This is a genomic window from Mesorhizobium newzealandense (genome assembly GCF_042682145.1).
GTDB classification, from domain to species: domain Bacteria; phylum Pseudomonadota; class Alphaproteobacteria; order Rhizobiales; family Rhizobiaceae; genus Mesorhizobium; species Mesorhizobium newzealandense.
Genome location: NZ_JBHUGZ010000023.1, coordinates 106380 through 129871, shown reverse-complemented (window position 1 = coordinate 129871; position 23492 = coordinate 106380). Strand labels below are relative to the sequence as shown.

Genomic DNA, 23492 nt, shown 5'->3' with positions numbered 1-23492 from the left:
GCAGACAAGTCAACTGCCGCGCGAAAGCGCCGCTCGGTGACGTTTTTCCACAAACCGGGTTCAGCGATTGATGGCGGCGATGAAATCGCGCACTTCGTCGATCAGCGTGCCAAGCCGCCTGAGCCTCTGGTTGTCTTCCGGCTGGTGCTCGATTTCGGTGGCGCAATCGGCAATGGCAAAGGCGCCGACACCCCGTGCCGAACCCTTCAGCCCATGTGCCAGCATAAGCCGGTCCTTGATGTCGGCATCGACTATTTTGTCGCGCACCGACAGCGCCTGTTGTACAAAAAGCGCCAGCACCTCTTGCTCGAGGCTGCGATCGCCCATGGTCTGGCGGGCAAGATGTGCCAAATCGACCGGCCGTGACCGCCTGGGTCCGGATACGTCGCCCCCGGGCATTGAGAAGGCAATGCCGCTTTCGCCACGCATGAACTCGAACTCCGTTTCTTCGATCGCTCAAAAACCTAGGCGATTCCAATGGACAACGGGTTAATGAGTGGCCGGGAAAAATGTTGCGAAAGCGGCGCCCAAATCACGGTTCCGTTAACCTTATATTTAAAGTTTTACGTATCTCGCGGAATGCATGTTTTCTTTACCCCCCTGTGTCATTACGATACGAGGGGTCCATTTTCAGCCTCCTGCGCGGGGTACGACAAACAGAATTATAAGCCCGCGGCAGCTAGTACAGGGTAGAAGGCATGGCGAAGAAACCAACGACGACGAGAACTCTCGACAACGACGTGGCCAGGGAACTGGAAAAGGCGCTTGATTTCGACCTTAGCGGCGATACCGGCGACGGCGACCTCGACATCGCGGCTTCGATGGAAGACCTGGAAGCGCAGATATCCCAGGCCGCCGACGAACTGGCGCGCGAGGGACGCAACGAGAAGCCGGCGCCCGCAGTCAATCAGAGCCAGGCCGAGACACCCGCGCCCAAGGCCAAGCCAGCCGAGTTGCGCCCCGTGGAAACACGTAATGGCGCACAGCCGGCTGGTTTCGCGCCGGCCAACGACGATCGCCAGAAGGACTACAAGACGCTCCTGCACGGCCTCAACAGGCGTGCCTCGAACACCATTTACTGGGTCGTTGCCTTTGTCTCGCTCGCCTGGTTCGCCGGCGCAGGCGGTCTGGCCAACCTCCTTTTCGGACCGAGCATCTGGAGAATCCGCACGCTCGACCAGTTTCTAGCCCGTCCCGAACTGATCGGCCTGGTCGTTGCGGCGATCGTGCCCGTCATCCTGTTCTGGGCCTTCGCGGCAATGATCCGCCGTGCCCAGGAAATGCGAATTGCCGCCCAGTCGATGACCGAAGTGGCCTTCCGCCTGACCGAGCCGGAAAACCTTGCCCAGGATCGCGTCATGATGATCGGCCAGGCCGTTCGTCGCGAGGTGGCCGCCATGGGCGAAGGCATCGAGCGCACGCTGGCCCGCGCCGTTGAACTGGAAACGCTGGTCCACAGCGAGGTCAACCAGATCGAGCGCTCCTATTCGGAGAACGAATCCCGCATCCGTTCGCTGGTCGACGGGCTCGGCAGCGAGCGCGAAGCCGTCGTCAGCCACGCCGAGCGCGTCCGCGCCTCGATCACCGGCGCGCATGAGACGTTGAAGGATGAGATCGGCGCTGCCTCGGACATCATCCGCGACAGCATCCTCAATGCGTCGACCAAGCTGTCGATGACGATCACCAATTCCGGCGATACACTCATCGACCGCATCAACGAAAGCTCGATGTCGATCTTCGATTCGGTGGAAGGCCGGCTCGATACGATCACCGACAAGCTATCGACCTCGGGCGAGGCCTTCGCCAGCCTTCTCGACACCCGTATCGCCAAACTGACGGACACCACCGACGGCCTGACACGGTCGTTGACCGATCTGCTCGACGATCGCACCACCGGCATGGTGTCGCTGCTTGGCGGTGCCGCGCGCACTCTCAATTCCGAATTCGAAGCCAGCCTGAACGGCATCGAGCGGACGCTAGCCGAACGCGGCCAGGCGCTGATCAGCGAATTCCAGACCCGCGCCGAAGCGCTGGACACCGGAACGCAGAAGCTTAACGCAGCGCTCGAGGCCCGCGCCCGCCAGATCAACGAGACGCTGGTCGAGCGCGCGCGCGAAATCGCCCACACCTTTGCCGAGAGCAAGGACACGCTGTCGGCGATGATCGATCAGGGCAAGACCCAGATCGGCGCCGACATGGCCGACATCGTCACTTCAACCTCCTCCATGCTCGAAGCCCGCGCCAGCGACTTCGCCGGCCGCATGGAAGCCGCGCGTCATGTCGTCTCGCGTTCGTTCGATGGCGACCTTCAGCGGCTGGCTGACGCCCGCGTTGGCATCGAGGAAGCCATCGAAAACCACAGCCGCAAGCTTACCGAAAGCCGCGAGCGCATGGCCGAGGCCATGCAGGCAGACCTGGCGAAGTTCGACGAAGGCCGCGCCGGCATCGATGCGGCGGTGACCGACCAGGTGCAGAAACTGGCCGAAGGCCGCAGCCTGATCTCGCGCGCTCTCGAAGAGGATCTGCGCAAGGTCAATGAATCACGGGCAGCCATCGATGCGTCGCTCGGCAGCCATCTTGAAAGGCTGGAAGAAGGCCGCAACAGGCTCTCCAGTGCCTTGAACGAAGACTCCGGGAAATTGGTACAAACTCGTACAATCATTGATGAAATGGTTGCTGGTCACGTCGGCAAGCTCGCCGAGGGCCGCAACATCCTGTCGCGCGCTTTGGAAGCCGATCTCGGCAAATTGTCTGACAGCCGCGCCAGCATCGACGGTCTCGTCGCCGGCCAGGTCGAGAAGATCGCCGAGGGCCGCGCGGTACTCGCCAAGGCGCTGGAAAACGATATCGCCGGCATAAATAGCCTCATCGAAGCCCATTCCGCCAAGCTGGCGGACGACCGCACGCAGCTTTCCCATTCGCTCGACAACGATCTGTCCAGCGTACGCGGCCTGATCGACAGCCATTCGGGACGGCTGGCCGAGGATCGCAGCCTGCTGTCGCAGACCCTCGAAGCTGACCTTGCCAAATTGGCCGACAGCCGCTCCAGCATCGACGGGCTGGTTGCCGGCCAGGTCGAGAAGCTCGCCGAGGGCCGCGACATTCTCAAGCGCGCGCTGGAATCCGATCTGAACACGATCAAGGGCGTCATCGCCAGCCAGTCGGAAAGGCTGGCCGAGGATCGCGGGCAGCTTTCGCGTGTCTTGGAAACCGACCTGCAGAATGTGAACAGCGTCATCGCCGACCACATGAACAAGCTGGTTCAGGATCGTTCGACCCTGTCGAAGGCGCTCGAAGACGACCTCGCCAAGCTGGCCGAGAGCCGTTCCAGCATCGACGGGCTGGTCGCTGGCCAAGTCGAGAAGTTGTCGCAAGGCCGCGATATCCTGCGCCGTGCGCTGGAAGCCGACCTCAACGCGGTCAAGAACACCATTGCCGACCAGTCGCAGAAACTGGTCGAGGATCGGGCACAATTCGCCCGTGCACTCGAAGCTGATCTCGAAAGCGTCAACGGGCTGGTCAACAGCCATTCCGAGCGGCTTGTACAGGACCGCTCGACGCTGTCGAAGGCGCTTGAGGCCGACCTCGAAAACGTCAACGGTCTGGTCAACAACCACGCGGATCGGCTTGTCGGGGAGCGCTCGACCCTTTCGAAGGCGCTCGAAGACGATCTTGCCAAGCTGGCCGAAAGCCGTTCCAGCATCGACGGGCTGGTTGCCGGTCAGGTCGAGAAGTTGTCGCAAGGCCGCGACATCCTGCGCCGCGCGCTGGAAGCCGACCTCAATACGATCAAGAGCACCGTTGCCGACCAATCGCAGAAACTGGTCGATGACCGGGCACAGTTCGCCCGGGCACTCGAGGCTGATCTCGAAAACGTCAGCGGCATGGTCAACAGCCACGCGGAAAGACTTGTCGGGGAGCGTTCGGCCCTGTCGAAGGCGCTCGAAGACGATATCGCCAAGTTGGCGGAAAGCCGTTCCAGCATCGACGGACTGGTCGCCGGTCAGGTCGAGAAGCTCGCGGAAGGGCGCGATATCCTCAAGCGCGCTTTGGAAGCCGACCTGCAGAAGCTCTCCGCAAGCCGCAGCGATATAGACGAGGTCATCGCCGGACATGTCGGCAAGCTATCGGAGGGCCGCAATATGCTGGCCCGCGCGCTGGAAGACGATCTCGGCAAGCTCGCCGAGACCCGCCAGGACGTCGACCGCTCGCTGTCGGGTCATATCGACCAGATCGCCGCAAGAAGCACCGATATCTCTGCGGCTATCGCCGCCGATGTCGAGAAGATCGAGCAGGCGTTCAGCCGCCAGACCGGGGTCATCGAGGAGCGTGCCGGCACCATGGAGCGTGCGCTCTCGACAGGCGTCGAAAACGTCCGCGCCGTGCTCGAGAAGAGTGCGGTGTTCGTTGCCGGCGCACTGCGCGAAAAGGTCCTGGAGGTCACCAGCACGCTGCATGAGCAGGCTGGTGCCGCGTTCAGTGACGCCGACCGCAAGATCGCCGAGCGCGCCGAGCAGACCTCCGCCGCCCTGCTGGCGAGGGCCGAAGACATCGCCCGCACCTTCGAGGAGGCCGATCGTCGCCTCCACGCCCGTGCGGAAGATACGTCGAGTGCCTTGCTTGCCCGCGCGGATGACGCCTCCAACTCGTTGCTGGCCCGCGCCCATGAAACCGCTGATCAACTGGCTGCTCGTGCCAGCGAGATCGCCGGCAGTTTCGACGTAGTGGACCAGAAGCTCGCCGCCCGCGCCCAGGAAACCGCCGATCAGTTGACCGCTCGTGCAAGCGAAATTGCCGGCGCGTTCGATGCGGCCGACCAGAAGCTGGTCGCCCGCGCTGTCGAAACGGCCCAGTCGCTGGCCGCCCGCGCCGGCGACATCCTGCGCAACTTCGAAGGCGCCGACCAGCGGCTCGGCATGCGTATCGGCGAATCCGCCGAAGCGCTTGCCGCACGTGCATCGGACCTCGGCCGCATCTTCGATGCCGCCGACCAGCAGCTGGTCTCGCGCATCGCCGAAGGTTCGGAAGCACTGTCGAGCCGTGCCTCCGAAATCGGCCGCATCTTCGACGACGCCGATCAGCGTCTGGTGACGCGCATTGCCAGCAGCACATCGACGATCGGCGAGCACGCCGAGACCATCGTCGGCGCCTTTGCCGATACCGAGCAGAGGGTCGCCGAACGTGCAAGGCGGACCGGTCAGGAAATGGCCGTGCATGCCCGCGAAATCGAGCAGGCTCTTGTCGGCGCCGACGAGCGGCTCGCATCGAGCGCGGCGGCCGCGGCCGCCCGTGTCGAAGAGCAGGTCTCAGGCGTCGAGAATCGCCTCGCCTACACTGCCGCGGCGATGGGCCAGAAGATCAGCGAACAGGTGTCGAATGCCGAGGCGCAGCTCGTCTCGCGTGCCAATGTGATCGCGGAGACCTTCACCGCAGTTGGCCAGCATATCGGCCAGAGCACCAACGATGCCGCCAAGACGATCGGCGCCAACACCCGCGAACTCAACACCATGCTCGCGGCGCGTTCGGCCGAAATGTCCAAGATCCTCGACGAAACCGCACGGCCGCTGGTCGAACGCTTCGCCCAGGGCGGCTCGGAACTGCAAAAGAGCATGGAAGAGGTCACCGAACGCGCCACCGAGAAGCTGCGCAGCGAGAATGCAGCACTGGTCAACGCACTCGCCAGCCGCACCGCCGAGACCTTGTCGGCGGTCGAAGGCGCCCGCTCGTCGCTGTCCGACAGTGTCGCCGACCTCATTGGCCGCATGACCAACTCCAGCTCGCAGCTCGGTCAGTTGATCGAGCAGGCCGCGGTCAATCTCGGCCAGGTCGACGAACGCCTGAGCGGCAGCACGCAAAGCTTCGCCGCCACCACGGAGAAAGCCGCACAGACCTTCGCCAGCTCGGCACGGCTGGTCGATTCGAACACGACAAGGCTGACGGAACTTTCGTCGTCCACCTTGCGCGAGGTTGCTTCGATCGCCACCAAGTTCGACGAACACAGCCGCCTGCTGGCCAGCGCCTCGGACCTGCTGAGCTCGGCCCAGAGCAACCTCGAGCACACGCTCGAAAGGCAGTCGTCGCTCGAGGATCTCGCCGTCGGCCTGGTAAAGAAGTCGGAAGATCTCGAAAGGGTCATGCGCTCGTTCGAAAGCCTCGTCGGCCAGACGCTGCAGAACGCCGAGGGCAAGACGATGGAGTCGGCAGACAAGATCCGCAACGCCATCACCGATGTCGTCGATTCGGCAACCAAGCGCTTCGCCGATGCGACCGAGGAGATACGGCGCACCGCGGGCTCGATCAAGAGCGAGCTCGACCTTACCCGCGCCGAGCTAAAGAAGGGCGTCATCGAGATGCCGGAAGAGGCAAAGGAATCGACCTCGGCCATCCGCCGCGCCGTTTCCGAGCAGATCAACGCCCTCAAAGAGCTTTCGGACATCGTTGCGAAGTCCGGTCGCGGTGGCGGCGATGCTGCCGAGCAACGCAATCTGCGCCCGGCGCCACAAGCGCCGGCCGCACGCCCTGCCGAGCCACCGCGGCGCGCACCGGCACCGCAGCCGGAGCTCCGCACACCTCAGGCGCCGTTGGGCGGCGCAGCACTGCGTGGCACGCTCGACCTGGAGCGTCCGGCCGAGACGGCACCGCGCCAGCGTGCTGATGCCAGCGCCCGCACACCTCAGGGCGGCTGGGTCCGCGATCTCCTGACCGGGGCATCGCGCGAAGAGGACGCCAAGCCGGCAACGCCCGCCGAAGCACCTCGCGCGGCTCCTGCCCAGCGCTCGCCGCTGCATGTCGTGGAATCGCTGAACTCGCTCTCGGTCGATATCGCGCGGGCCATCGACCACGACGCTTCGATCGAGCTGTGGAACCGTTACCGGAGCGGCGAGCGTGACGTCTTTACCCGGCGGCTCTACACGCTGAAGGGCCAGCAGACGTTCGATGAGATCCGTCGCAAGTATCAGGCGGAGGCCGAGTTCCGCACCGCCGTCGACCGTTACTGCGACGATTTCGAGAAGCTGCTCAAGGATGTCTCTCGCAACGACCGCGACAACATCATGGCGCAGACCTATCTGACGTCTGATACCGGCAAGGTCTACACCATGCTGGCCCACGCCAGCGGCCGCCTGCATTGATCACCCGATAGGCAAAGACAAAAAAGGCGGGAAGTTTCCCGCCTTTTTCTTTTCTACCGATTTTGTGCCGTTGGCGCGTCTGCTGCGCCGTATCGCTTGTAAGCCGGTATCGGCGTTATCAGAAACGTTGCGCGATCAAGCCTTTACGGAGATCAGATCACTGAATCCGTCCAGCGAACGATCTGCTTGGCGGCATCGCCGAAAGCACTGTCGAGCGCGCTGACATAGGCGGGATTGCCGCTGCCCGAGACCGGCGCGGATGCGGTGAAGCTCTTGGAGGCACGCACCTCGCCATTGCGGTCATTGAGGATGCGCACGAACAGGTCGACCTCGGCATGTTCGCCGCCATCGACGCGCACTTCGAACGAACGGATCTCGACGATCACCTGATAATCGATCGCCAGGCCCTCACCCGGCTTGCCGACGCCGGCAAAGCTGCCCGAACGCTGGAACGTCTCGGCCAGCCGCGCCTGCACGATCAGCGGCAATCGGTCGGCCCATTGCGCGCCCTTGAGATACTGGATCGAGCGATCCGATGGCTTGATGACGATGTTCTGGCTGTCCAACGCCTTGAGTGCCGACGGCTGGGCGATCAGGATCTGGCGGCGGCTGTGGCCCTGCGCGTCAACCGAAGGCGCCGACAGCTCGAAGGTGTCGAGCGGAGCAGGCCCGCCACCCGGCAGGGCCGCACAGCTGGCGAGGGCCAAGGCAAGCAATGCCACACCCGATTTAACGACGATCGACTTCACGCGCGATCCCTGTTGTCCCCGGATCGTAAATACAACCCGCACCTGCAACGACTGTTTCTGGGGCGCGAGGAGACCGAAGTCAACGCCGTGCCCTGCCATCGAACTGCCGAACCTCGCCGTCGCCACCCGAAAGGATGCGCTGCGGATTGCGGCTGAGATCCGTTACGGCCTCCTCAATGCGGCTGATCGAACGGCGGCTGTCCTGCACCAGCGCCTCGACATTCGAAAGCCCCTGGCCCGAGAAGCGCGCCAGATTGTCGGTGATGACGCCGAGGCGCGCGTTCAGCGTGTCTGCAACCTGCTTGAACGACTTCAGTGTATTCCTGGCGTCGGCCATCACACCATCGGCTTGACCCGAGCCGAGCAAGGTGTCGACCTTGGCCAGGATGCCGTCGACGCGCACCGAGGCATCGTTGAGCCGCTGCGTGAGCTGCCTGGCATCCTTGATCGTCTGGTCGATGTCGTCGGCCCGGTTGGCGATCTTGTCGGTCACTTCTGCGATGTCGGCGGCGGCCTTGTCGGCGTTTTCGCTGGCTTTCTGGATGTTGGCCAGCGCGGCACGCACCTGCGCCGGATCGATACCGTCAAGCACACCATCGACCTTGGCCAGGGTGCCTTGCGTCTGCTTGGCGAAATCGTTGACGGATCCGACCGCGGTGTCGACATTCTTGATCACGCCGTCGAGCTGCGTGGACGTTTCCTTGAGATTCGCGGTTGCCGTATCGACGTTGGCGACGATGCTCTTGATCTTGTCCTTGTCGACGGCATTGAGCAGGCCTTCCGCTGCTTTCAGCGTGCCGTCGAGCTTGCCGGAAACGCCTTTCAGCTCGTCGGAGAGCGCGCTGACGCTGGACAGGAACTTGTCGATGCCGCCGGCATTCTTGGCCAGCGCATCGGAGAAGGTCTGCGCATTCTGCACGGTCTGCGTCAGCGGCCCGCGAACGTCCTTGGTGAAGCCTTCAAGCTCCGTGAGTACCTTGTCGGCGCGGGTGAAGATGTTCTGCGCCGTCTGCAGCAAGTTCGTCACAGCAGAGGGGTTGGCGACGATCTCGGCAACCTTGCCTTCCTTTTCGGCCTGGTCGAGGAGTTTTACTTCCTTGGGGTCGGCGCCCTTGAGTTCGATATTGGCCTGTCCGGTGAGGCCGGCGAGGCCGATATCGGCCTGCGTCGACTTGGTGATCGGCGTCATGCGATCGATCTCGGTGTCGGCGATGGCGACGGTCGGATTGTCGACGTCGATATAGACGCGCCTGACATCACCGACCTTGACGCCATTGAACAGCACGAAACTGCCGCGGCCAAGCCCGGAAGCCGAGCCCGGAATGCGCACGCGCAGCAACGTCGTCTCGCCCTTGTCGCCGATCGCCGCCGTCCAGTAGACGAAGGCGAACGCCGCCAGGATCGCGGCCAGCGTGAAAATGCCGACAATGACGTAGTTGGCTCTGGTTTCCATTGTCCCACTTATGGCTATGCGCGCGCCGCAAGATCAAGTTGCCGGGCGCGTTTTCCGCGGAAATAGGATTTTACCCACGGCTCCTCACTCTTCAGCATGTCGTCGATGGTGCCTTCGACCAGCACTTTCTTGTTGCCGAGCACGGCCACGCGGTCGCAAGCGGTGAAAAGCGTGTCGAGATCGTGCGTCACCATATAGACTGTCAAATCCATCGTATCGCGCAGCTTGACGACCAGTTCGTCGAACTCCGCCGCGCTGATCGGATCGAGACCGGATGTCGGCTCGTCGAGGAAGACGATATCGGGGTCGAGCGCCAGCGCCCGTGCCAGCGCCGCCCGCTTGATCATGCCCCCGGAAAGTTCGGACGGGAATTTCTGCGCCGCATCCGGCGGCAGCCCGACCAGTTCGACCTTAAGCATCGCCAGCTCGTCCATCAGCTTTCGCGGCAGATCGAGATATTCGCGCATCGGCACCTGGACGTTTTCCAGCACCGTCAGCGCCGAAAACAGGGCGCCGTGCTGGAACAGCACGCCAAGCCGCATGTCGATGCGCAGGCGCTCCACATCGCTCGCCTTCTCGACATCGACGCCGAACAGCTTGATCGTGCCAGACTGCTTGCGCGTCAGGCTGAGAATGGTTCGCAACAGAACGGATTTGCCGGCCCCCGAGGCACCGACAAAGCCGAGGATCTCGCCGCGCCGGATATCGAGCGACAGCTTGTCGAGGATGAGCTTGTCGGCGAAGGACACGGTGATGTCGTGCGCGGAAAGCACGATATCGCCCTCGCCTGCATCCTCCGCCACCGCAATCGCCTTTGTCCTGCCCGGCAGCTTCATTTCAGAACTCGATCGCTGCGTAGAAGATGGCGAATAGCCCGTCGAGGATGATGACGACGAAAATAGATTTAACCACCGAAGCGGTCACGTGCTGGCCGAGCGATTCCGCGCTGCCGCCGACCTTCATGCCTTCGACCGAGGCAATCGTGCCGATGATCATGGCCATGAACGGCGCCTTGATCAGGCCGGCGAAAATCGTGCTGAGATCGATGGCGACGCGCAGCCGGTCGATGAAGGCGGCTGGCGCGATGTCGGAATAGAGCCAGGCAGCCAGTATGCCGCCGCCGAGCGCTGCGAAATTGGCGATGATGGTCAGGCACGGCAGGGCGATGACCAGCGCCACCAGCCGTGGAAAGACCAGGACGCCGATCGGGTTGAGGCCGATGACCTTCAGCGCGTCGACCTCCTCGCGCATCTTCATCGAGCCGATTTCGGCGGTGATCGCGCTGCCGGAGCGGCCGGCGATCATGATCGCCGTCATCAGCACCCCGAGCTCGCGCAGGATCAGCACGCCGACCAGATCGACGACGAAGATATCGGCGCCGAAATAGCTGAGCTGGTAGGCGCCTTGCTGGGCAACGATGGCGCCGACGATCGCCGACATCAGCACCACCACCGGAATGGCGCCGACACCCATGCGGTCGATCTGGTTGAAGATCGCCGCCGGGTTGACGGCATGGCCGCGGCCGAGCTTCATCTGCGCGCCGCGGATGGTGGCGCCAAGAATGTTCATCGAGGCGAGGAAATCGTCGCGCATCTCGTAGACGCGCCGGCCGACCGCCTCCAGCGCGCGAATGACGATATTGGGTGGCCGCGCTGGACCGGATTCGGGTTCGCGCCGGACGGCCTCGCCCACCGCGTCCAGAAGGATGGAAGCGATCTCGCTCTGGCCTTGCAGGCTGATCTGGACGCCCTTCTTCTCGAAGACGCTGACCAGCCGGTCGATCAGCCAGGCGCCGGCGGTGTCCATCTTCTCGATCTTGGAGAGATCGAGCGCCAACGTCTTGAAACCGCTTCGTTTCTCGATCTTGCGCATCTCGGCGTCGATCAGCGCGACGGTCCGTGTGGTCCAGATTCCCGAGAAAGCGCAGCCGAGAACGCCGTCCTTCTCGCCGGTCGCCACGCGCGGTTCGTGGTCAGCCTCCCCTGCGGTCGTACCGCTTGCGTCGCGCTTGCCGATGGTCAACATGGCGTCCTGTTTAGCCTGACGGAACCAAGCTGTCGATTTGCCGACTCGCCCGTTGTTGCATAGCCGGAGCAGAAAAATATGGCGCGTGTCATTTCGGTTGAGGCCGAGCGTTTTCCGATCGCCGGAAGCTTCACCATTTCGCGTGGTTCCAAGACCGAGGCCGAGGTCATCACTTGCGCGATCAGCGAGAACGGCCACACGGGTCGCGGCGAGTGCGTTCCCTACAAGCGCTATGGCGAGACCATGGACGGCGTGAGCGAGGCGATCGAGGCGATGCGGGAGCGGATCGCCGGCGGCATCAGCCGGAGCGCCTTGCTTGACGCCATGCCGGCAGGAGCTGCCCGCAACGCCATTGACTGCGCCCTTTGGGATCTGGAAGCAAAGATCCGCGGAATACCTGTGGCCACTGCAATTGGCGCTATATCGTTAGGGGCGCTTGAGACGGCCTACACGCTGTCGTTGGGCGAACCGGAGGCGATGGCTGCGCAGGCCCGCGCCAACGCGGCGCGGCCGCTGCTCAAGGTCAAGATCGGCGGCAACAACGACATCGCCCTGATTCGCGCCGTCAGGCAAGCCGCACCCGACAGCCGCATCATCCTCGACGCCAATGAAGGCTGGACCGACGACAACATCGTCGCGAACCTCGCTTTTGCCGCCGAGCAAGGCATTTCGCTGATCGAACAGCCGCTGCCGGCCGGCCATGACGAGATCCTGCGCCATATCACGCACCCCGTGCCGATCTGCGCCGATGAAAGCGTGCATGAGGCTGAGAATCTCGAAGGACTTGTCGGCCTCTACGACGCCGTCAACATCAAGCTCGACAAGTCGGGCGGGCTGACGGCGGCATTGCTGCTGCGCGATCGCGCCCGCGAACTCGGTTTCGGCGTGATGGTCGGCTGCATGGTCGGCACGTCGCTGGCGATGGCACCGGCCGTCTTACTGGCCCAAGGCGCGGATTTCGTCGACCTCGACGGTCCGCTGCTGCTTGCCCGCGACCGTGTGCCCGGCCTTGTCTATCAGGGATCGCTGGTGTCACCGCCTGATACGGCGCTGTGGGGCTGAGCGCGCGGCAAGCGCGATCAGCACCAGTCCGATCAAGGCGATCGGGATCATGGCAAAGAAGCCATCGACGCCGAAACGGTGGTACAGCGGGCCGGACGCCAGCGTCACCACCGCCATGAAGAAGCCGTTGGAGAAATAGGCGATGCCTTGCGCAGCACCTGTCTGCTCCTCGGAGACCGTTTCGCCGATCATCTTCTGCAGGCCGATCAGCACCAGCGCCACCGAGACCGAGTGCAGCGTCTGGACGCCGAAAAATCCGGCAACACCGAGGCCGAGCGGCCAGACCAGCGGGAAGGCGATCCAGCGCACGATGGCTCCGATCCCAGCCATCACCATGATCGAGACGACGGAGAACGAGCCGAAAAAGCGGGTGAACATCATGAACATGCAGACCTCCGACACCACGCCCCAGGCCCACAACAGGCCGACAACCGAATCGCTGAGGCCGATCGATTTCCAGTAGATGGAGACGAAGCCGTAGAGGAATGCGTGGCTGGCGGTAATGACGCCGACGCCGATGGAAAAATACAGGAAATACGGGTTGAGAAGTTTTGGCGCCGCCTGCTGGATGCCGGTGGCCGACAGCGGCGAGGCGCGTCGCGGACGGCCAAGACGCGGCGCCAGCAAGCCGGCTGCAAGAGCGGCGGCAAGGGCTGCGAAAATGATCACCGGAACGGCCCGGGCGCCGGTTGCCGACAGGATGAAGCCACCTGCGACATTGGCGAACAGATAGGAGATCGAGCCCCATTTGCGCATGCTCGTATAGTTCGAGCCAAAGCGGCGCACACCCGACAGCGCCAGCGAATCGGCGATTGGCGAATGCGGCGTCCAGACAATGGTCAGTGCCAGCGATACCGCCAGCACCATGGCGTAGGTCGGTGTCAGGAAATAGCCGGCCGACAGCAACAGCGACGCGGCCACCAGCGCGACATAGACATCGGCGCGGTCCCTGGCCCTGTCGGCAAGTGCTGTCAGCAACGGCGTCGTCACCACGCGCAGGAACATCGGGGCCGCCAGAATGACGGCGATCTGCTCGGCATGGAAACCCTCGCCCTGCAGCCACAGCGGGAAATAGGGCAGATGTGTCCCGAGCGACACGAACAGCGTCGCGAAGATCAGGCTCATGCGCAGTTCGAAATGGCGCGGCTTGACGAGTTGTTCGGGCGAAAGCGGCGGCAGCGACATGAATCGATCCAATAGCGCTGCACTCGACCGGACGGCAACGTGTAACGACCCTTAACATGGGCGAAAACCGGACGAAACCGGCTGGCCTAATCGATTAATCCGGAAGTCCGTAGCAAGTACCGCGTCAGGCCGCCTGCCCGACCCGGTCTTCGAGGAGCAACGGGATAAAGGGTTCGTCCGGCGCCTCGGGCAGCACTTGCGCCCAGGTCAGGATTTCCATCCGGCCGTCAAAATGCTCAACCACCGCCGTGCAGCTTTCCACCCAGTCGCCGGTGTTGATGTACTGGACATCGCCAAAACTCTCGATGGCAGCGTGATGGATATGGCCGCAGATGATGCCGTCGACATGCGAGCGGCGCGCCTCTTCCGCAAGCATGGTCTGGAACGAGCCGATGAAGTTCACCGCTTTCTTGACGTTGGCCTTGGCCCACGACGAGAACGACCAGTAAGGCAGACCGAGCAGTTGGCGCAGCCGCGTCACAACACGGTTGACCAGCATGGCCGCGTCGTAAGCATGGTCACCAAGATAGGCGAGCCAGCGTGCATTGTGGACGACGGTGTCGAACTGGTCGCCATGGATGACGAGCAGGCGCTTGCCGTCGGCGGTCTCGTGGATGGCGCGGTCGGCAACGACGATGCCGCCGAAATGCACGCCCTGGAACTGGCGTGCGAATTCGTCATGGTTGCCGGCGATGTAGGTGATGGTGGCGCCCTTGCGAGCCTTGCGCAGCAATTTCTGCACGACGTCATTGTGGCTTTGCGGCCAGTGCCAGCTCCGCCGCAGCCGCCAGCCGTCGACGATATCGCCGACGAGATAGATGATATCGGCGTCGTGATATCTCAGGAAATCGATCAGGAACTCGGCCTTGGCAGCCTTCGAGCCGAGATGGACGTCGGAAATGAACATGCTGCGGAAAGTGCGGGGCTCTTGGCCGGACATCGCGATTTCACCCTTGCTTTCGCGCAGGCTATGCCCCGATTCATGCAACAACCGTATGACGGTTGCGATTGGTCCAGCCGAAGGACTAGCTTGCCGCCGGCTCAAAGGAGAAAATCATCATGGATCTCGGCATTCGCGGAAAGAAGGCCATCGTCTGCGCTTCGAGCAAGGGGCTTGGGCGCGGCTGCGCCATGGCGCTGGCAGAAGCCGGCTGCGATATCGTCGTCAACGGCCGCAATGCCGAGCTGGTGGCCAAGACCGCCGCCGAGCTGCGCGAGCGCTATGGTGTCGCGGTGACGGAAGTCGTCGGCGACGTCTCGAAGCCGGAGGTGCAGAAGGCATTGCTCGCCGCGTGTCCCGAACCGGACATCCTCGTCAACAACAATGGCGGCCCGCCACTGCGTGATTTCCGTGAACTCGATCGGGCAAAGATCCTTGAAGGCGTCACCCAGAACATGGTGACCCCTGTCGAGCTGGTACAGGCTGTCATCGACGGCATGGCGGCGCGCGGCTTCGGCCGCATCGTCAACATCACCTCGCTGTCGGTCTACGTCCCCATCGCCGGTCTCGACCTGTCGTCGGGCGCGCGCGCCGGCCTGACCTCATTCCTCGCCGGCGTGGCGCGAACGGTGATCGACCGCAACGTCACCATCAACAACATGCTGCCGGGCAAGCTCGACACCGACCGGCTGCGCGGCCCGCATGAGGCCGGCACCGTGGAGGACCCGGCCGCCGCAGCCGCGCGAAAGACCCGCATCAGCGCCGACGTGCCGGCCAAGCGGCTCGGCACGCCGGAGGAATTCGGCCAGATCTGCGCCTTCCTGTGCTCGGTCCATGCCGGCTATCTGACCGGGCAGAACATACCAGTCGATGGCGGTCTCTACGTCAGCGCCTTTTGATCGGTATGCCTGCTAGCAGCCGGACTCGCATGCGACGAAATCGGCATAAGCATTTGATAAATTGACATTTTCGACGCGCCGTCGGGTAAAGCCGCCGGCGCGTCATTTAGCGTCGCGAAAAACCTTGGCCGCATGCTAAAAGGAATCTCCAGGCAGATTTCGAGGGAGCGGCCGCATGGAAGGCGAGACCAAAAAAACGGCACGTTCGGACCTCGACGAAGCCGCCCTCTACTTCCACAAGCATCCAAGACCGGGAAAGCTCGAGATCCAGGCGACCAAGCCGCTCGGCAACCAGCGCGACCTCGCGCTCGCCTATTCGCCAGGCGTCGCCGCCCCTTGTCTCGAAATCCGCGACGATCCGGCGACCGCCGCCGACTACACGGCGCGCGCCAATCTGGTCGGCGTCGTCTCCAACGGATCGGCCGTGCTCGGTCTCGGCAACATCGGCCCGCTGGCCTCCAAGCCGGTCATGGAAGGCAAGGCTGTCCTGTTCAAGAAGTTCGCCGGCATCGACGTCTTCGACATCGAGATCGATGCGCCGGGCATCGAGCGCATGGTCGAGACGATCTCGGCACTGGAGCCGACCTTCGGCGGCATCAACCTCGAAGACATCAAGGCGCCGGAATGCTTCGAGGTCGAGGAACAGTTGAAATCCCGCATGGGCATCCCGGTCTTCCATGACGACCAGCACGGCACCGCCATCATCGTCGCCGCCGCTGTACTCAACGGGCTGGAATTCGCCGGCAAGACCATCTCGGACATCAAGATCGTCACCTCCGGCGCCGGTGCGGCCGCCCTTGCCTGCCTCAATCTGCTGGTCTCGCTTGGCGCGCGGGTGGAAAACATCTGGGTCACCGACCGTTTCGGCGTCGCCTACAAGGGCCGCACCGATGAGATGGACCGCTGGAAAGACCCCTATGTGAAGGACACCGATGCGCGCACGCTGGCCGATGTCATCCCGGGCGCCGATGTCTTTCTGGGCCTCTCGGCGGCAGGCGTGCTGAAGCCCGAACTGCTCCAGCACATGGCGCCGAAACCACTGATCCTGGCGCTGGCCAACCCCAATCCCGAGATCATGCCGGAAACCGCGCGCGCCGCGCGTCCCGATGCGATGATCTGCACCGGTAGGTCCGATTTTCCCAATCAGGTCAACAACGTACTGTGCTTTCCTTACATATTTCGCGGCGCGCTCGACTGCGGCGCCAGCGCCATCAACGAGGAGATGAAGATGGCGGCGGTGCGGGCGATCGCAGCGCTTGCCCGCGAGGAACCCTCCGATGTCGCGGCCCGCGCCTATTCCGGTGAGACGCCGATCTTCGGGCCCGAGTTCCTGATCCCCTCGCCGTTCGATCCGCGCCTGATCCTGCGCATTGCCCCGGCGGTCGCCAAGGCGGCCTGCGACACCGGTGTCGCGACACGACCGATCACCGACTTCGCCGCCTATATCGACAAGCTGAACCGCTTCGTCTTCCGCTCCGGCCTGGTGATGAAGCCGGTGTTCTCGTCTGCCAAGGCGTCGAGCGCCAAGCGCGTCATCTATGCCGACGGAGAAGACGAGCGCGTGCTGCGCGCTGCCCAGGTGGTGCTCGAGGAAGGCATCGCCGAACCGATCCTGATCGGCCGTCCGCACGTCATCGAGGTGCGCCTGAAGCGCTACGGCTTGCGCATCAAGCCCGGCGTCGATTTCGGCCTGATCAATCCGGAGGACGATCCGCGCTATCGCAACTATGTCGACCTGCTGATCGAACTTGCCGGCCGGCGCGGCGTGACGACGGAAGCCGCGCGCACCATGGTGCGCACCGACAACACGGTTATCGCCGCGCTGGCGCTGAAGCGCGGCGATGCCGATGCCATGGTCTGCGGCCTCGAAGGACGGTTCGAGCGGCATCTGCGCAACGTCACTTTGATCATCGGGCCGCGCGCCGGCATCAAGGATCATGACCTGTCGACGCTCTCCATGCTGATCTCGCAGCGCGGCATCATCTTCCTGACCGACACGCACGTCACCGTCGACCCGACGGCGGAGGAGATCGCCGAGATGACGGTGCTGGCGGCGGAAGAAATCCAGCGCTTCGGCATCGAACCGAAGGCAGCACTGCTTTCGCATTCGGATTTCGGCTCGCGCGATTCGCCGAGCGCGCTCAAGATGCGACAGGCGGCGGCGATCCTGGCGCGCATCGCACCCGATCTGGAGTGCGACGGCGAGATGCATGCGGATACTGCCTTGTCCGAGCATCTGCGCCAGCGCGTCTACCCCCATTCGCGCCTGAAGGGCGAAGCCAATCTGCTGGTATTCCCCAACCTCGATTCGGCTAACATCACGCTGACCGCGCTCAGGACCATGATGGACGCGCTGCATGTCGGGCCGATCCTGCTCGGCACCGACAAGCCGGCGCATATATTGACGCCGTCGGTCACGTCGCGTGGTGTCGTCAACATGACGGCGCTTGCCGTCGTCGAAGCCGCCCACAAGGCGCAGGCGGTCGTCAATCTGGGCTAGAGGTTCTCAGGTCGGCGCAAAGCGGAAATGTCCCGTCTGCCTGAAGGCGAACAAGGTATCCTCCTCCCGGGCGCCCGCCCCGATGTTGTGAATGACCAGCGCCCTTTCCGGCACTTCCGCTGAACGGTTGGAGGAGACGATGGCGATGTGCGGCAGGTTGCCAGGCAGCATCTGGGTGACGAGGTCTCCTGGTTGATAGTCGGCGGGCTCCTGGCTGACCGGCGAAGAAACACCCCGGCGCCCGAAAAAGACAGCAAGATTCTGCACCCGACGGTGGTCGATGTTGCGGTCGGGCGCTTTCAGGCTCCAAGTCTTCGGATAGGCCGCGAAATTGGCCAGCATATCCTCATGCACCAGCCTTTGCAGATCGAGATCGAAGGCGCGGCGATAGGCGCGGACCACGACATCCGTGCACACACCCCGCTCCGGCGCGACATCGCCACCTGGATAGGCCAGGCGTGTATAGGCCGGATCGTAGAGGGTGGTGACGCCGATCTGCTCCAGGGCCGCCTCGACCAATCTGGTCCGCCAATCCGGTGCAATGGGCTCTTCCTGCGCCATGGCAACCTGCATCGCCAGGCACGAGAGACCAAATTGCAGTGCGGTTCGACGGGTCATCGCGGTCATGCCAAGCCTCCGGGCATCGCTGGATACCAGGCACTTTTTCCGAGCGAATACGTCTTTTTCATGCAGCGTCAGGATCCCGCGGCCGCGACTCTGTCCGATCAGGCGCGCCGGCGCATCTTTGGCCTAAGACCATCTTTGGTTGTAGATTGAGGGACGGTTAACTGCGAATCCGATAGCATCGCGGCAGGCAAGCAAGCGGGGTTTCGGGCAATGACGGGCGGAAGGTGGAAGCTGACGCACCTGGCTGGCCTGCTTGGCGCGCTCGTGCTTTCAGCCGTCGCCGTTACCGAGCCACAGGCCGCCTCGCGGGTCTGCCGCCAATTGGAGGCCGATCTTGCCGCAGCGTCGCGCGGTGGCGGCGGTGGCCCGGCATTGATCCGGAAATACGACGCCGCGATCGAAAGACAACGTGGGCAAATCTCGAAGGCCCGTAGCCAGTCCAGCAGCGCCGGTTGCGGCTTTTCACTGTTCAGCCGCAACGTCAGGGAATGCGCTGGGCTCAACGCCACCATCGATCGCATGAATGCCAATCTCGACGCCTTGCAAAGGAAACGCGAGCGGCTGGCCGACGGCGGATCACGACGCGACCGTGGCCGCATCCTGGCGGCGCTCGACGCCAAGGGTTGCCGCGACGACACCGTTGCGCCAAGGCGCGCGCCGCTGCAGGAAGCGAACCGCGAAGACGGCAACACGAACCTGTTCGACCAGCTTTTCGGCGGCAACAGCCAGCAACTCGATGCGCTCGACGAGCCTGACGATCCCGGCGAGGAGCGCAACGTCAGCCGGGTGCTCAACCGGCCAAGCATACCGGATTTTCCGAGCGCCGGCAGTGAGTTCCACACCACGTGCGTGCGCACTTGCGACGGTTATTTCTTCCCGATGTCGAACTCGGCTTCCACGAGCGATTTCGAACGCGACCAGAAGAACTGCGAATCGAGCTGCCCCGGCACCGAGATGCAGGTTTTCTATTCGCGCGGCATGGACGATGATTCAGCTGGCATGACGTCGTCGGTCACCGGCAGGCCCTACAGCGAATTGCCGACCGCCTATCTCTACAAGCAATCCAACATGTCGCGGCCTCCGGCTTGCGGCTGCAACGCCGCGCAGAATTTCCAGATCATTGCCGGCAACCCGCCAAATCCTGAGCAATCGCAGCCCGAAACGGACGCGGCACCGTTCATTCCGGTGCCGGTTTCGAAGCCCGATCCGGGTACCGATCCGGAAACCCTGGCCAATGTAGAAGGCGGTCTCGACCGCGAGGCGATCAAGCGGCTTTCCGTCAAGCCGGTGACGTCGCCGGTCTCCGCCTTGCCGCCGGAGCAGCGCAAGGTCAGGGTCGTCGGGCCATCGTTCCTTCCCGACCCATCAGCGGCAATAGATCTGCAAGCTCCGGCCCCGAAGGCAGTCCGGTAAGGGCGAGCCTGAGCGGCATGAACAACGCCTTGCCCTTGCGGCCCGTCGCTTCCCTGACCTTGCCCGTCCAGTCCTTCCAGATCGTCCCGCTCCAGGGTTCCTCCGGCAGCAGGTCGAAGGCCTGACCAAGGAAATCGCGATCGCCATCGGAAAATTCCGGCTTCTCTTGCGGACCTTCGCGCAGGATACGCCACCAGCTCACCGCATCGGCCAGCCTGTCGAGATTGCCGCGCACCGCCAGCCAGAACGGCTCGGCCTTGTCATCCGAGACACCAAGCACGATCAGCCGGTCTTGCGCCTCGGCGAAGGGCAAATGATGCAGCAGCGTCCGGTTGAGCACGAAGAGTTCGTCTGGATCGAACTTGGCCGCGGATTTCGAGGTCGCCGGCGCATCGAACCGTTCGGCGAGTTCGCCCATTGTCGGCACCGCCGCCACATTCTCCGAAGTGCCGACCAGCACGGCAAGCGAAGCGACCGCCATCGGCTCGATGCCGGACTCGCGCAGGCTTTCGATGGAGAGCGCACCGGTGCGCTTCGACAGACCCTCGCCCGATGCCGTGGTCAAGAGATTGTGGTGGCCGAACACTGGCGGCTCGGCAGCCAGCGCCTGGAACAGGGCGATCTGCACTCCGGTGTTGGTGACATGGTCGTCGCCGCGGATGACATGGCTGACGCCCATCTCGATGTCGTCGACCACCGACGGCAGCGTATAGAGATAGGTGCCGTCCTCGCGCACCAGGACCGGGTCGGACAGCGAGGCAAGGTCGACGGTTTCCTCGCCGCGCACCAGATCGTTCCAGTGGACCTCGGTGCGTTCGGGCTGCAGCGGATCGCTGGAGAAATTGGGTAACAGGAAGCGCCAGTGCGGCCGGCGGCCATCGGCCTGGTATTCGGCGATCTGCTCCGGCGAAAGCGCCAGCGCCTCGCGGCCATAGACCGGCGGCAGGCCGCGCGTGCGGCGCACCTTGCGCCTGAGATCGAGTTCCTCCGGCGTTTCGTAGCAGGCGTAGACAACGCCGGCCGCCTTCAGCCTCTCGACCGCCGCGTCATAAATCTCGAAGCGCCGCGACTGGTACTCGGTGGCGTCCGGAAAAATGCCGAGCCAATGCAAATCGTAGAGGATGGCGTCGGAGAATTCCTGCTTCGAGCGGGCAATATCGGTGTCATCGAAACGCTGGATGAAGCGGCCCTTGTTGTTCATGGCGAACAGCCAGTTGAACAAAGCGGTGCGCGCATTGCCGATATGAATGCGGCCGGTTGGCGACGGGGCGAAACGAACGGTAACTGTCATGAACGGGGCGTACCGGATGCTTTTGTGATTGACAAGACGCACCCCCGCGCTGTGCGGCAGACATAGAACAGGACGCGCGCAATGAAAAGACCGGCGCGGCGCCCCTTCATTCGGGTATGCCGGGTCGCGCCAAAATGGACGCGGCCCGGCAATGGTGTTCGGTCAGATCACCAGTCCCTTGGTCAATTCCAGTGCCTGCCGTTCGAACAGCCGGCGGTAGATGCCGCCCTTCAGCCGGATCAGCTCGTCGTGCGAGCCTTCCTCGACGATGTTGCCACGATCGAAGACCATCAGCCGGTCAAGCGCCCGCACCGTCGAAAGCCGGTGCGCGATGACCAGCGTCGTGCGGCCGACCATCAGCCGTTCCATCGCCTGCTGGATCAGCACCTCCGATTCCGAATCGAGGCTCGACGTCGCCTCGTCGAGGATCAGGATGCGCGCATCGGCAAGGAAAGCGCGAGCGATCGCCACGCGCTGACGTTCACCGCCTGACAGCTTTACGCCGCGTTCGCCGACCAGCGTGCCGTAACCCTTCGGCAGGTTGGCGATGAAGTCGTGCGCGCTCGCCAGCCGCGCCGCGTGCTCGATCTCATCCTGCGTCGCTGTCGGCCTGGCGTAGGCAATGTTCTCGGCCAGCGACCGGTGGAACAGGATCGGCTCCTGCTGGACGATCGCGATCTCCCCGCGTAGCGACGCTTGCGCCACCTTCGAGATGTCCTGGCCGTCGACCAGGATTTTTCCGGCATTCACGTCATAAAGCCGCTGGATGAGCTTGACGAAGGTCGTCTTGCCCGAACCCGAATGGCCGACGAGCCCGACGCGTTCACCCGGCGCGATATCGACCGAAAAGTCGCGGTAGAGCGGCGATCGGTGGTTGCCGTAGTGGAAAGTGACGTTGTCGAAGCGGATAGCCCCCTGCGTGATCCGGATCGGCTTCGCGCCAGGACTGTCCTCGATGCCAAGCGGTTCGGACTGGAAATCGACCAGTTCCTCCATGTCGTTGATCGAACGTTGCAGGTTGCGGATATGCGTGCCGATATCCCTGAGATAACCCTGCAGCACGAAAAACGAGGTCAGCACGAAGGCGACGTCGCCGGCGCTCGCTTGCCCCCACGACCACAGCATCAACGCCAGGCCGATCACAGCAGCTCTCATGACCAGCAGCAGCACCCCTTGCGTGGTGCCGTTGATGGTGCCGCGCACCCAGGTGCGCCGTGTGCGCGCACGCCATTTGGCGACAACCCTGGCGAGGCGGCGCTCCTCGCGCTCCTCAGCGCCAAAGCCCTTGACCACGGCATTGCAGCTCACCGCGTCGGCCAGCGAGCCACCCAGGCGCGTGTCCCAGGTGTTGGCGAGCCGTGCCGCCGGTGCGACATAGCCAAGCGACAGCATCGCCGTCACCGTGATGAACAGCACCGAACCGGCGGCAACGACCCCGCCCATAAGCGGCCAGAACCAGCCGAGCAGCAGCGTCGAGCCGACCAGCATGACGACGGACGGCAACAGCGCGATGAGGATCGTGTCGTTGAGCAGGTCGAGCGCCCACATGCCGCGCGTCACCTTGCGCACGGTCGAGCCGGCAAAGCTGTTGGCATGCCAGTCGGTGGAAAAACGCTGGACGCGATGGAAGGCGTCGGCGGCGATATCAGCCATCATCTTCAGCGTCAGCTCGACGATCGCCATGAAGGCAAGATTGCGCAGCACGACGCCGGTCAGCGCCAGGACCATCAATATCGAAAACGCCGTCATTGCGGCATTCCAGGCAATCGCGTCGGCGCTGGCGCTGCTGGCGACGGCATCGACCAGCCGGCCGGAATAGAGCGGCGTCAAAACGTCGGCCAGCGTCGACAGCAGGAAGCCGCCCATGATGAGCGAAAGCCGCCACGGCTGGCGCCGCCAATGGGTAAGCGTAAAACCAAGAACGCTGCGAAAGGCGCTCGCGCGCAAATCGATTCTAAAACGAGCCATGATGTCATTCGGGCGCAAACGAGCCCGATCCCAGTAAGGTCGAAAACTGAAGAAGCCGCGTAACGGACCAATGATTGCCCAGAATGCGGAGTGGCATATTTGGCGTCTCGCCCGTAGTCGGGCGGCGACCGGCATCGGCATAAGCCTGTGCTCAATCCGGCATCAGTGCGAGGACAAAAACCTCGCGGAACACCGGATGAGACCTAGGCTTCGCGGCCTCGCATTACCATTTGAAATACTGCCATTCGGA

The 23492-nt window shown here is 63.4% G+C and carries 15 protein-coding genes; 5 read left to right on the top strand and 10 right to left on the bottom strand.

The features are described 5' to 3' along the window. Positions 1-60: 60 nt before the first annotated feature. The gene (locus tag ACFSOZ_RS30295; protein WP_379104160.1) at positions 61-429 is read right to left on the bottom strand and encodes an Hpt domain-containing protein; all 369 of its coding nucleotides are present in this window, start codon (positions 427-429) and stop codon (positions 61-63) included. 269 nt (positions 430-698) lie between these two features. Here ACFSOZ_RS30295 and ACFSOZ_RS30290 point away from each other — a divergent pair, with 269 nt between their 5' ends. Next, entirely contained in the window at positions 699-7130 is a 6432-nt protein-coding gene (locus ACFSOZ_RS30290) for a kinesin (RefSeq protein ID WP_379104158.1), read from the top strand. Between the two features lie 152 nt (positions 7131-7282). On the opposite strand, the gene ACFSOZ_RS30285 is transcribed toward ACFSOZ_RS30290, so the two are convergent. Genes ACFSOZ_RS30285 through ACFSOZ_RS30270 form a run of 4 tightly spaced genes read right to left on the bottom strand, consistent with a single transcriptional unit; the run spans position 7283 to position 11357 of the window. Further along, complete coding sequence (locus ACFSOZ_RS30285) at positions 7283-7921, bottom strand: ABC-type transport auxiliary lipoprotein family protein (RefSeq protein WP_417568612.1); 639 nt, start codon at positions 7919-7921, stop codon at positions 7283-7285. A gap of 37 nt (positions 7922-7958) precedes the next feature. Further along, complete coding sequence (locus ACFSOZ_RS30280) at positions 7959-9332, bottom strand: MlaD family protein (RefSeq protein WP_379104155.1); 1374 nt, start codon at positions 9330-9332, stop codon at positions 7959-7961. A 14-nt stretch (positions 9333-9346) separates the two neighbouring features. Beyond that, complete coding sequence (locus ACFSOZ_RS30275; RefSeq protein ID WP_379104153.1) at positions 9347-10168, bottom strand: ABC transporter ATP-binding protein; 822 nt, start codon at positions 10166-10168, stop codon at positions 9347-9349. Between the two features lies 1 nt (position 10169). Continuing rightward, positions 10170-11357, bottom strand: coding sequence for an ABC transporter permease (locus tag ACFSOZ_RS30270; RefSeq protein WP_379104151.1), 1188 nt, complete (start codon positions 11355-11357; stop codon positions 10170-10172). A 78-nt stretch (positions 11358-11435) separates the two neighbouring features. On the opposite strand from ACFSOZ_RS30270, the gene dgcA reads away from it, so the two are divergent. Beyond that, positions 11436-12419 carry an N-acetyl-D-Glu racemase DgcA gene (gene dgcA / locus ACFSOZ_RS30265; RefSeq protein WP_379104149.1) on the top strand — a complete coding sequence of 328 codons (984 nt, stop codon included), beginning with the start codon at positions 11436-11438 and terminating at the stop codon, positions 12417-12419. On the opposite strand, the gene ACFSOZ_RS30260 is transcribed toward dgcA, so the two are convergent. Together ACFSOZ_RS30260 and ACFSOZ_RS30255 are read right to left on the bottom strand one after the other, a co-directional pair. Beyond that, entirely contained in the window at positions 12390-13604 is a 1215-nt protein-coding gene (locus ACFSOZ_RS30260; protein ID WP_379104147.1) for an MFS transporter, read from the bottom strand. The genes dgcA and ACFSOZ_RS30260 overlap by 30 nt on opposite strands. A 124-nt stretch (positions 13605-13728) precedes the next feature. Then, positions 13729-14544: a UDP-2,3-diacylglucosamine diphosphatase gene (locus tag ACFSOZ_RS30255; RefSeq protein WP_379104145.1), complete on the bottom strand. Its 816-nt coding sequence runs from the start codon at positions 14542-14544 to the stop codon at positions 13729-13731. Between the two features lie 119 nt (positions 14545-14663). Between ACFSOZ_RS30255 and ACFSOZ_RS30250 the strand changes: the two genes are divergently transcribed. After that, positions 14664-15443: an SDR family oxidoreductase gene (locus ACFSOZ_RS30250; RefSeq protein WP_379104143.1), complete on the top strand. Its 780-nt coding sequence runs from the start codon at positions 14664-14666 to the stop codon at positions 15441-15443. 175 nt (positions 15444-15618) lie between these two features. Beyond that, a complete protein-coding gene (locus ACFSOZ_RS30245; protein WP_379104141.1) occupies positions 15619-17943 on the top strand; it encodes an NADP-dependent malic enzyme in 2325 nt (774 codons plus the stop codon). A gap of 6 nt (positions 17944-17949) precedes the next feature. Here the strand turns inward: ACFSOZ_RS30245 and ACFSOZ_RS30240 are convergent, their stop codons facing one another. Then, positions 17950-18570: a DUF1287 domain-containing protein gene (locus tag ACFSOZ_RS30240; RefSeq protein WP_379104139.1), complete on the bottom strand. Its 621-nt coding sequence runs from the start codon at positions 18568-18570 to the stop codon at positions 17950-17952. 210 nt (positions 18571-18780) lie between these two features. On the opposite strand from ACFSOZ_RS30240, the gene ACFSOZ_RS30235 reads away from it, so the two are divergent. Further along, positions 18781-19983, top strand: a complete 1203-nt coding sequence (locus ACFSOZ_RS30235) for a DUF2865 domain-containing protein (RefSeq protein WP_379104136.1) — start codon at positions 18781-18783, stop codon at positions 19981-19983. Here the strand turns inward: ACFSOZ_RS30235 and gltX are convergent. Together gltX and ACFSOZ_RS30225 are read right to left on the bottom strand one after the other, a co-directional pair. Further along, complete coding sequence (gltX, locus tag ACFSOZ_RS30230; RefSeq protein ID WP_379104134.1) at positions 19901-21274, bottom strand: glutamate--tRNA ligase; 1374 nt, start codon at positions 21272-21274, stop codon at positions 19901-19903. The two genes, ACFSOZ_RS30235 and gltX, sit on opposite strands and share 83 nt — an antisense overlap. A 162-nt stretch (positions 21275-21436) precedes the next feature. Beyond that, positions 21437-23242, bottom strand: a complete 1806-nt coding sequence (locus ACFSOZ_RS30225) for an ABC transporter ATP-binding protein (RefSeq protein ID WP_379104132.1) — start codon at positions 23240-23242, stop codon at positions 21437-21439. Positions 23243-23492: the final 250 nt, after the last annotated feature.

Bases quoted from the DNA above. Each gene is read 5' to 3' on its own strand.
- ACFSOZ_RS30295 (WP_379104160.1), bottom strand. From the start codon at position 429: ATGCGTGGCGAAAGCGGCATTGCCTTCTCAATGCCCGGGGGCGACGTA.
- ACFSOZ_RS30290 (WP_379104158.1), top strand. From the start codon at position 699: ATGGCGAAGAAACCAACGACGACGAGAACTCTCGACAACGACGTGGCC.
- ACFSOZ_RS30280 (WP_379104155.1), bottom strand. From the start codon at position 9,332: ATGGAAACCAGAGCCAACTACGTCATTGTCGGCATTTTCACGCTGGCC.
- ACFSOZ_RS30275 (WP_379104153.1), bottom strand. From the start codon at position 10,168: ATGAAGCTGCCGGGCAGGACAAAGGCGATTGCGGTGGCGGAGGATGCA.
- ACFSOZ_RS30270 (WP_379104151.1), bottom strand. From the start codon at position 11,357: ATGTTGACCATCGGCAAGCGCGACGCAAGCGGTACGACCGCAGGGGAG.
- dgcA (WP_379104149.1), top strand. From the start codon at position 11,436: ATGGCGCGTGTCATTTCGGTTGAGGCCGAGCGTTTTCCGATCGCCGGA.
- ACFSOZ_RS30260 (WP_379104147.1), bottom strand. From the start codon at position 13,604: ATGTCGCTGCCGCCGCTTTCGCCCGAACAACTCGTCAAGCCGCGCCAT.
- ACFSOZ_RS30255 (WP_379104145.1), bottom strand. From the start codon at position 14,544: ATGTCCGGCCAAGAGCCCCGCACTTTCCGCAGCATGTTCATTTCCGAC.
- ACFSOZ_RS30250 (WP_379104143.1), top strand. From the start codon at position 14,664: ATGGATCTCGGCATTCGCGGAAAGAAGGCCATCGTCTGCGCTTCGAGC.
- ACFSOZ_RS30245 (WP_379104141.1), top strand. From the start codon at position 15,619: ATGGAAGGCGAGACCAAAAAAACGGCACGTTCGGACCTCGACGAAGCC.
- ACFSOZ_RS30240 (WP_379104139.1), bottom strand. From the start codon at position 18,570: ATGACCGCGATGACCCGTCGAACCGCACTGCAATTTGGTCTCTCGTGC.
- ACFSOZ_RS30235 (WP_379104136.1), top strand. From the start codon at position 18,781: ATGACGGGCGGAAGGTGGAAGCTGACGCACCTGGCTGGCCTGCTTGGC.
- gltX (WP_379104134.1), bottom strand. From the start codon at position 21,274: ATGACAGTTACCGTTCGTTTCGCCCCGTCGCCAACCGGCCGCATTCAT.
- ACFSOZ_RS30225 (WP_379104132.1), bottom strand. From the start codon at position 23,242: ATGGCTCGTTTTAGAATCGATTTGCGCGCGAGCGCCTTTCGCAGCGTT.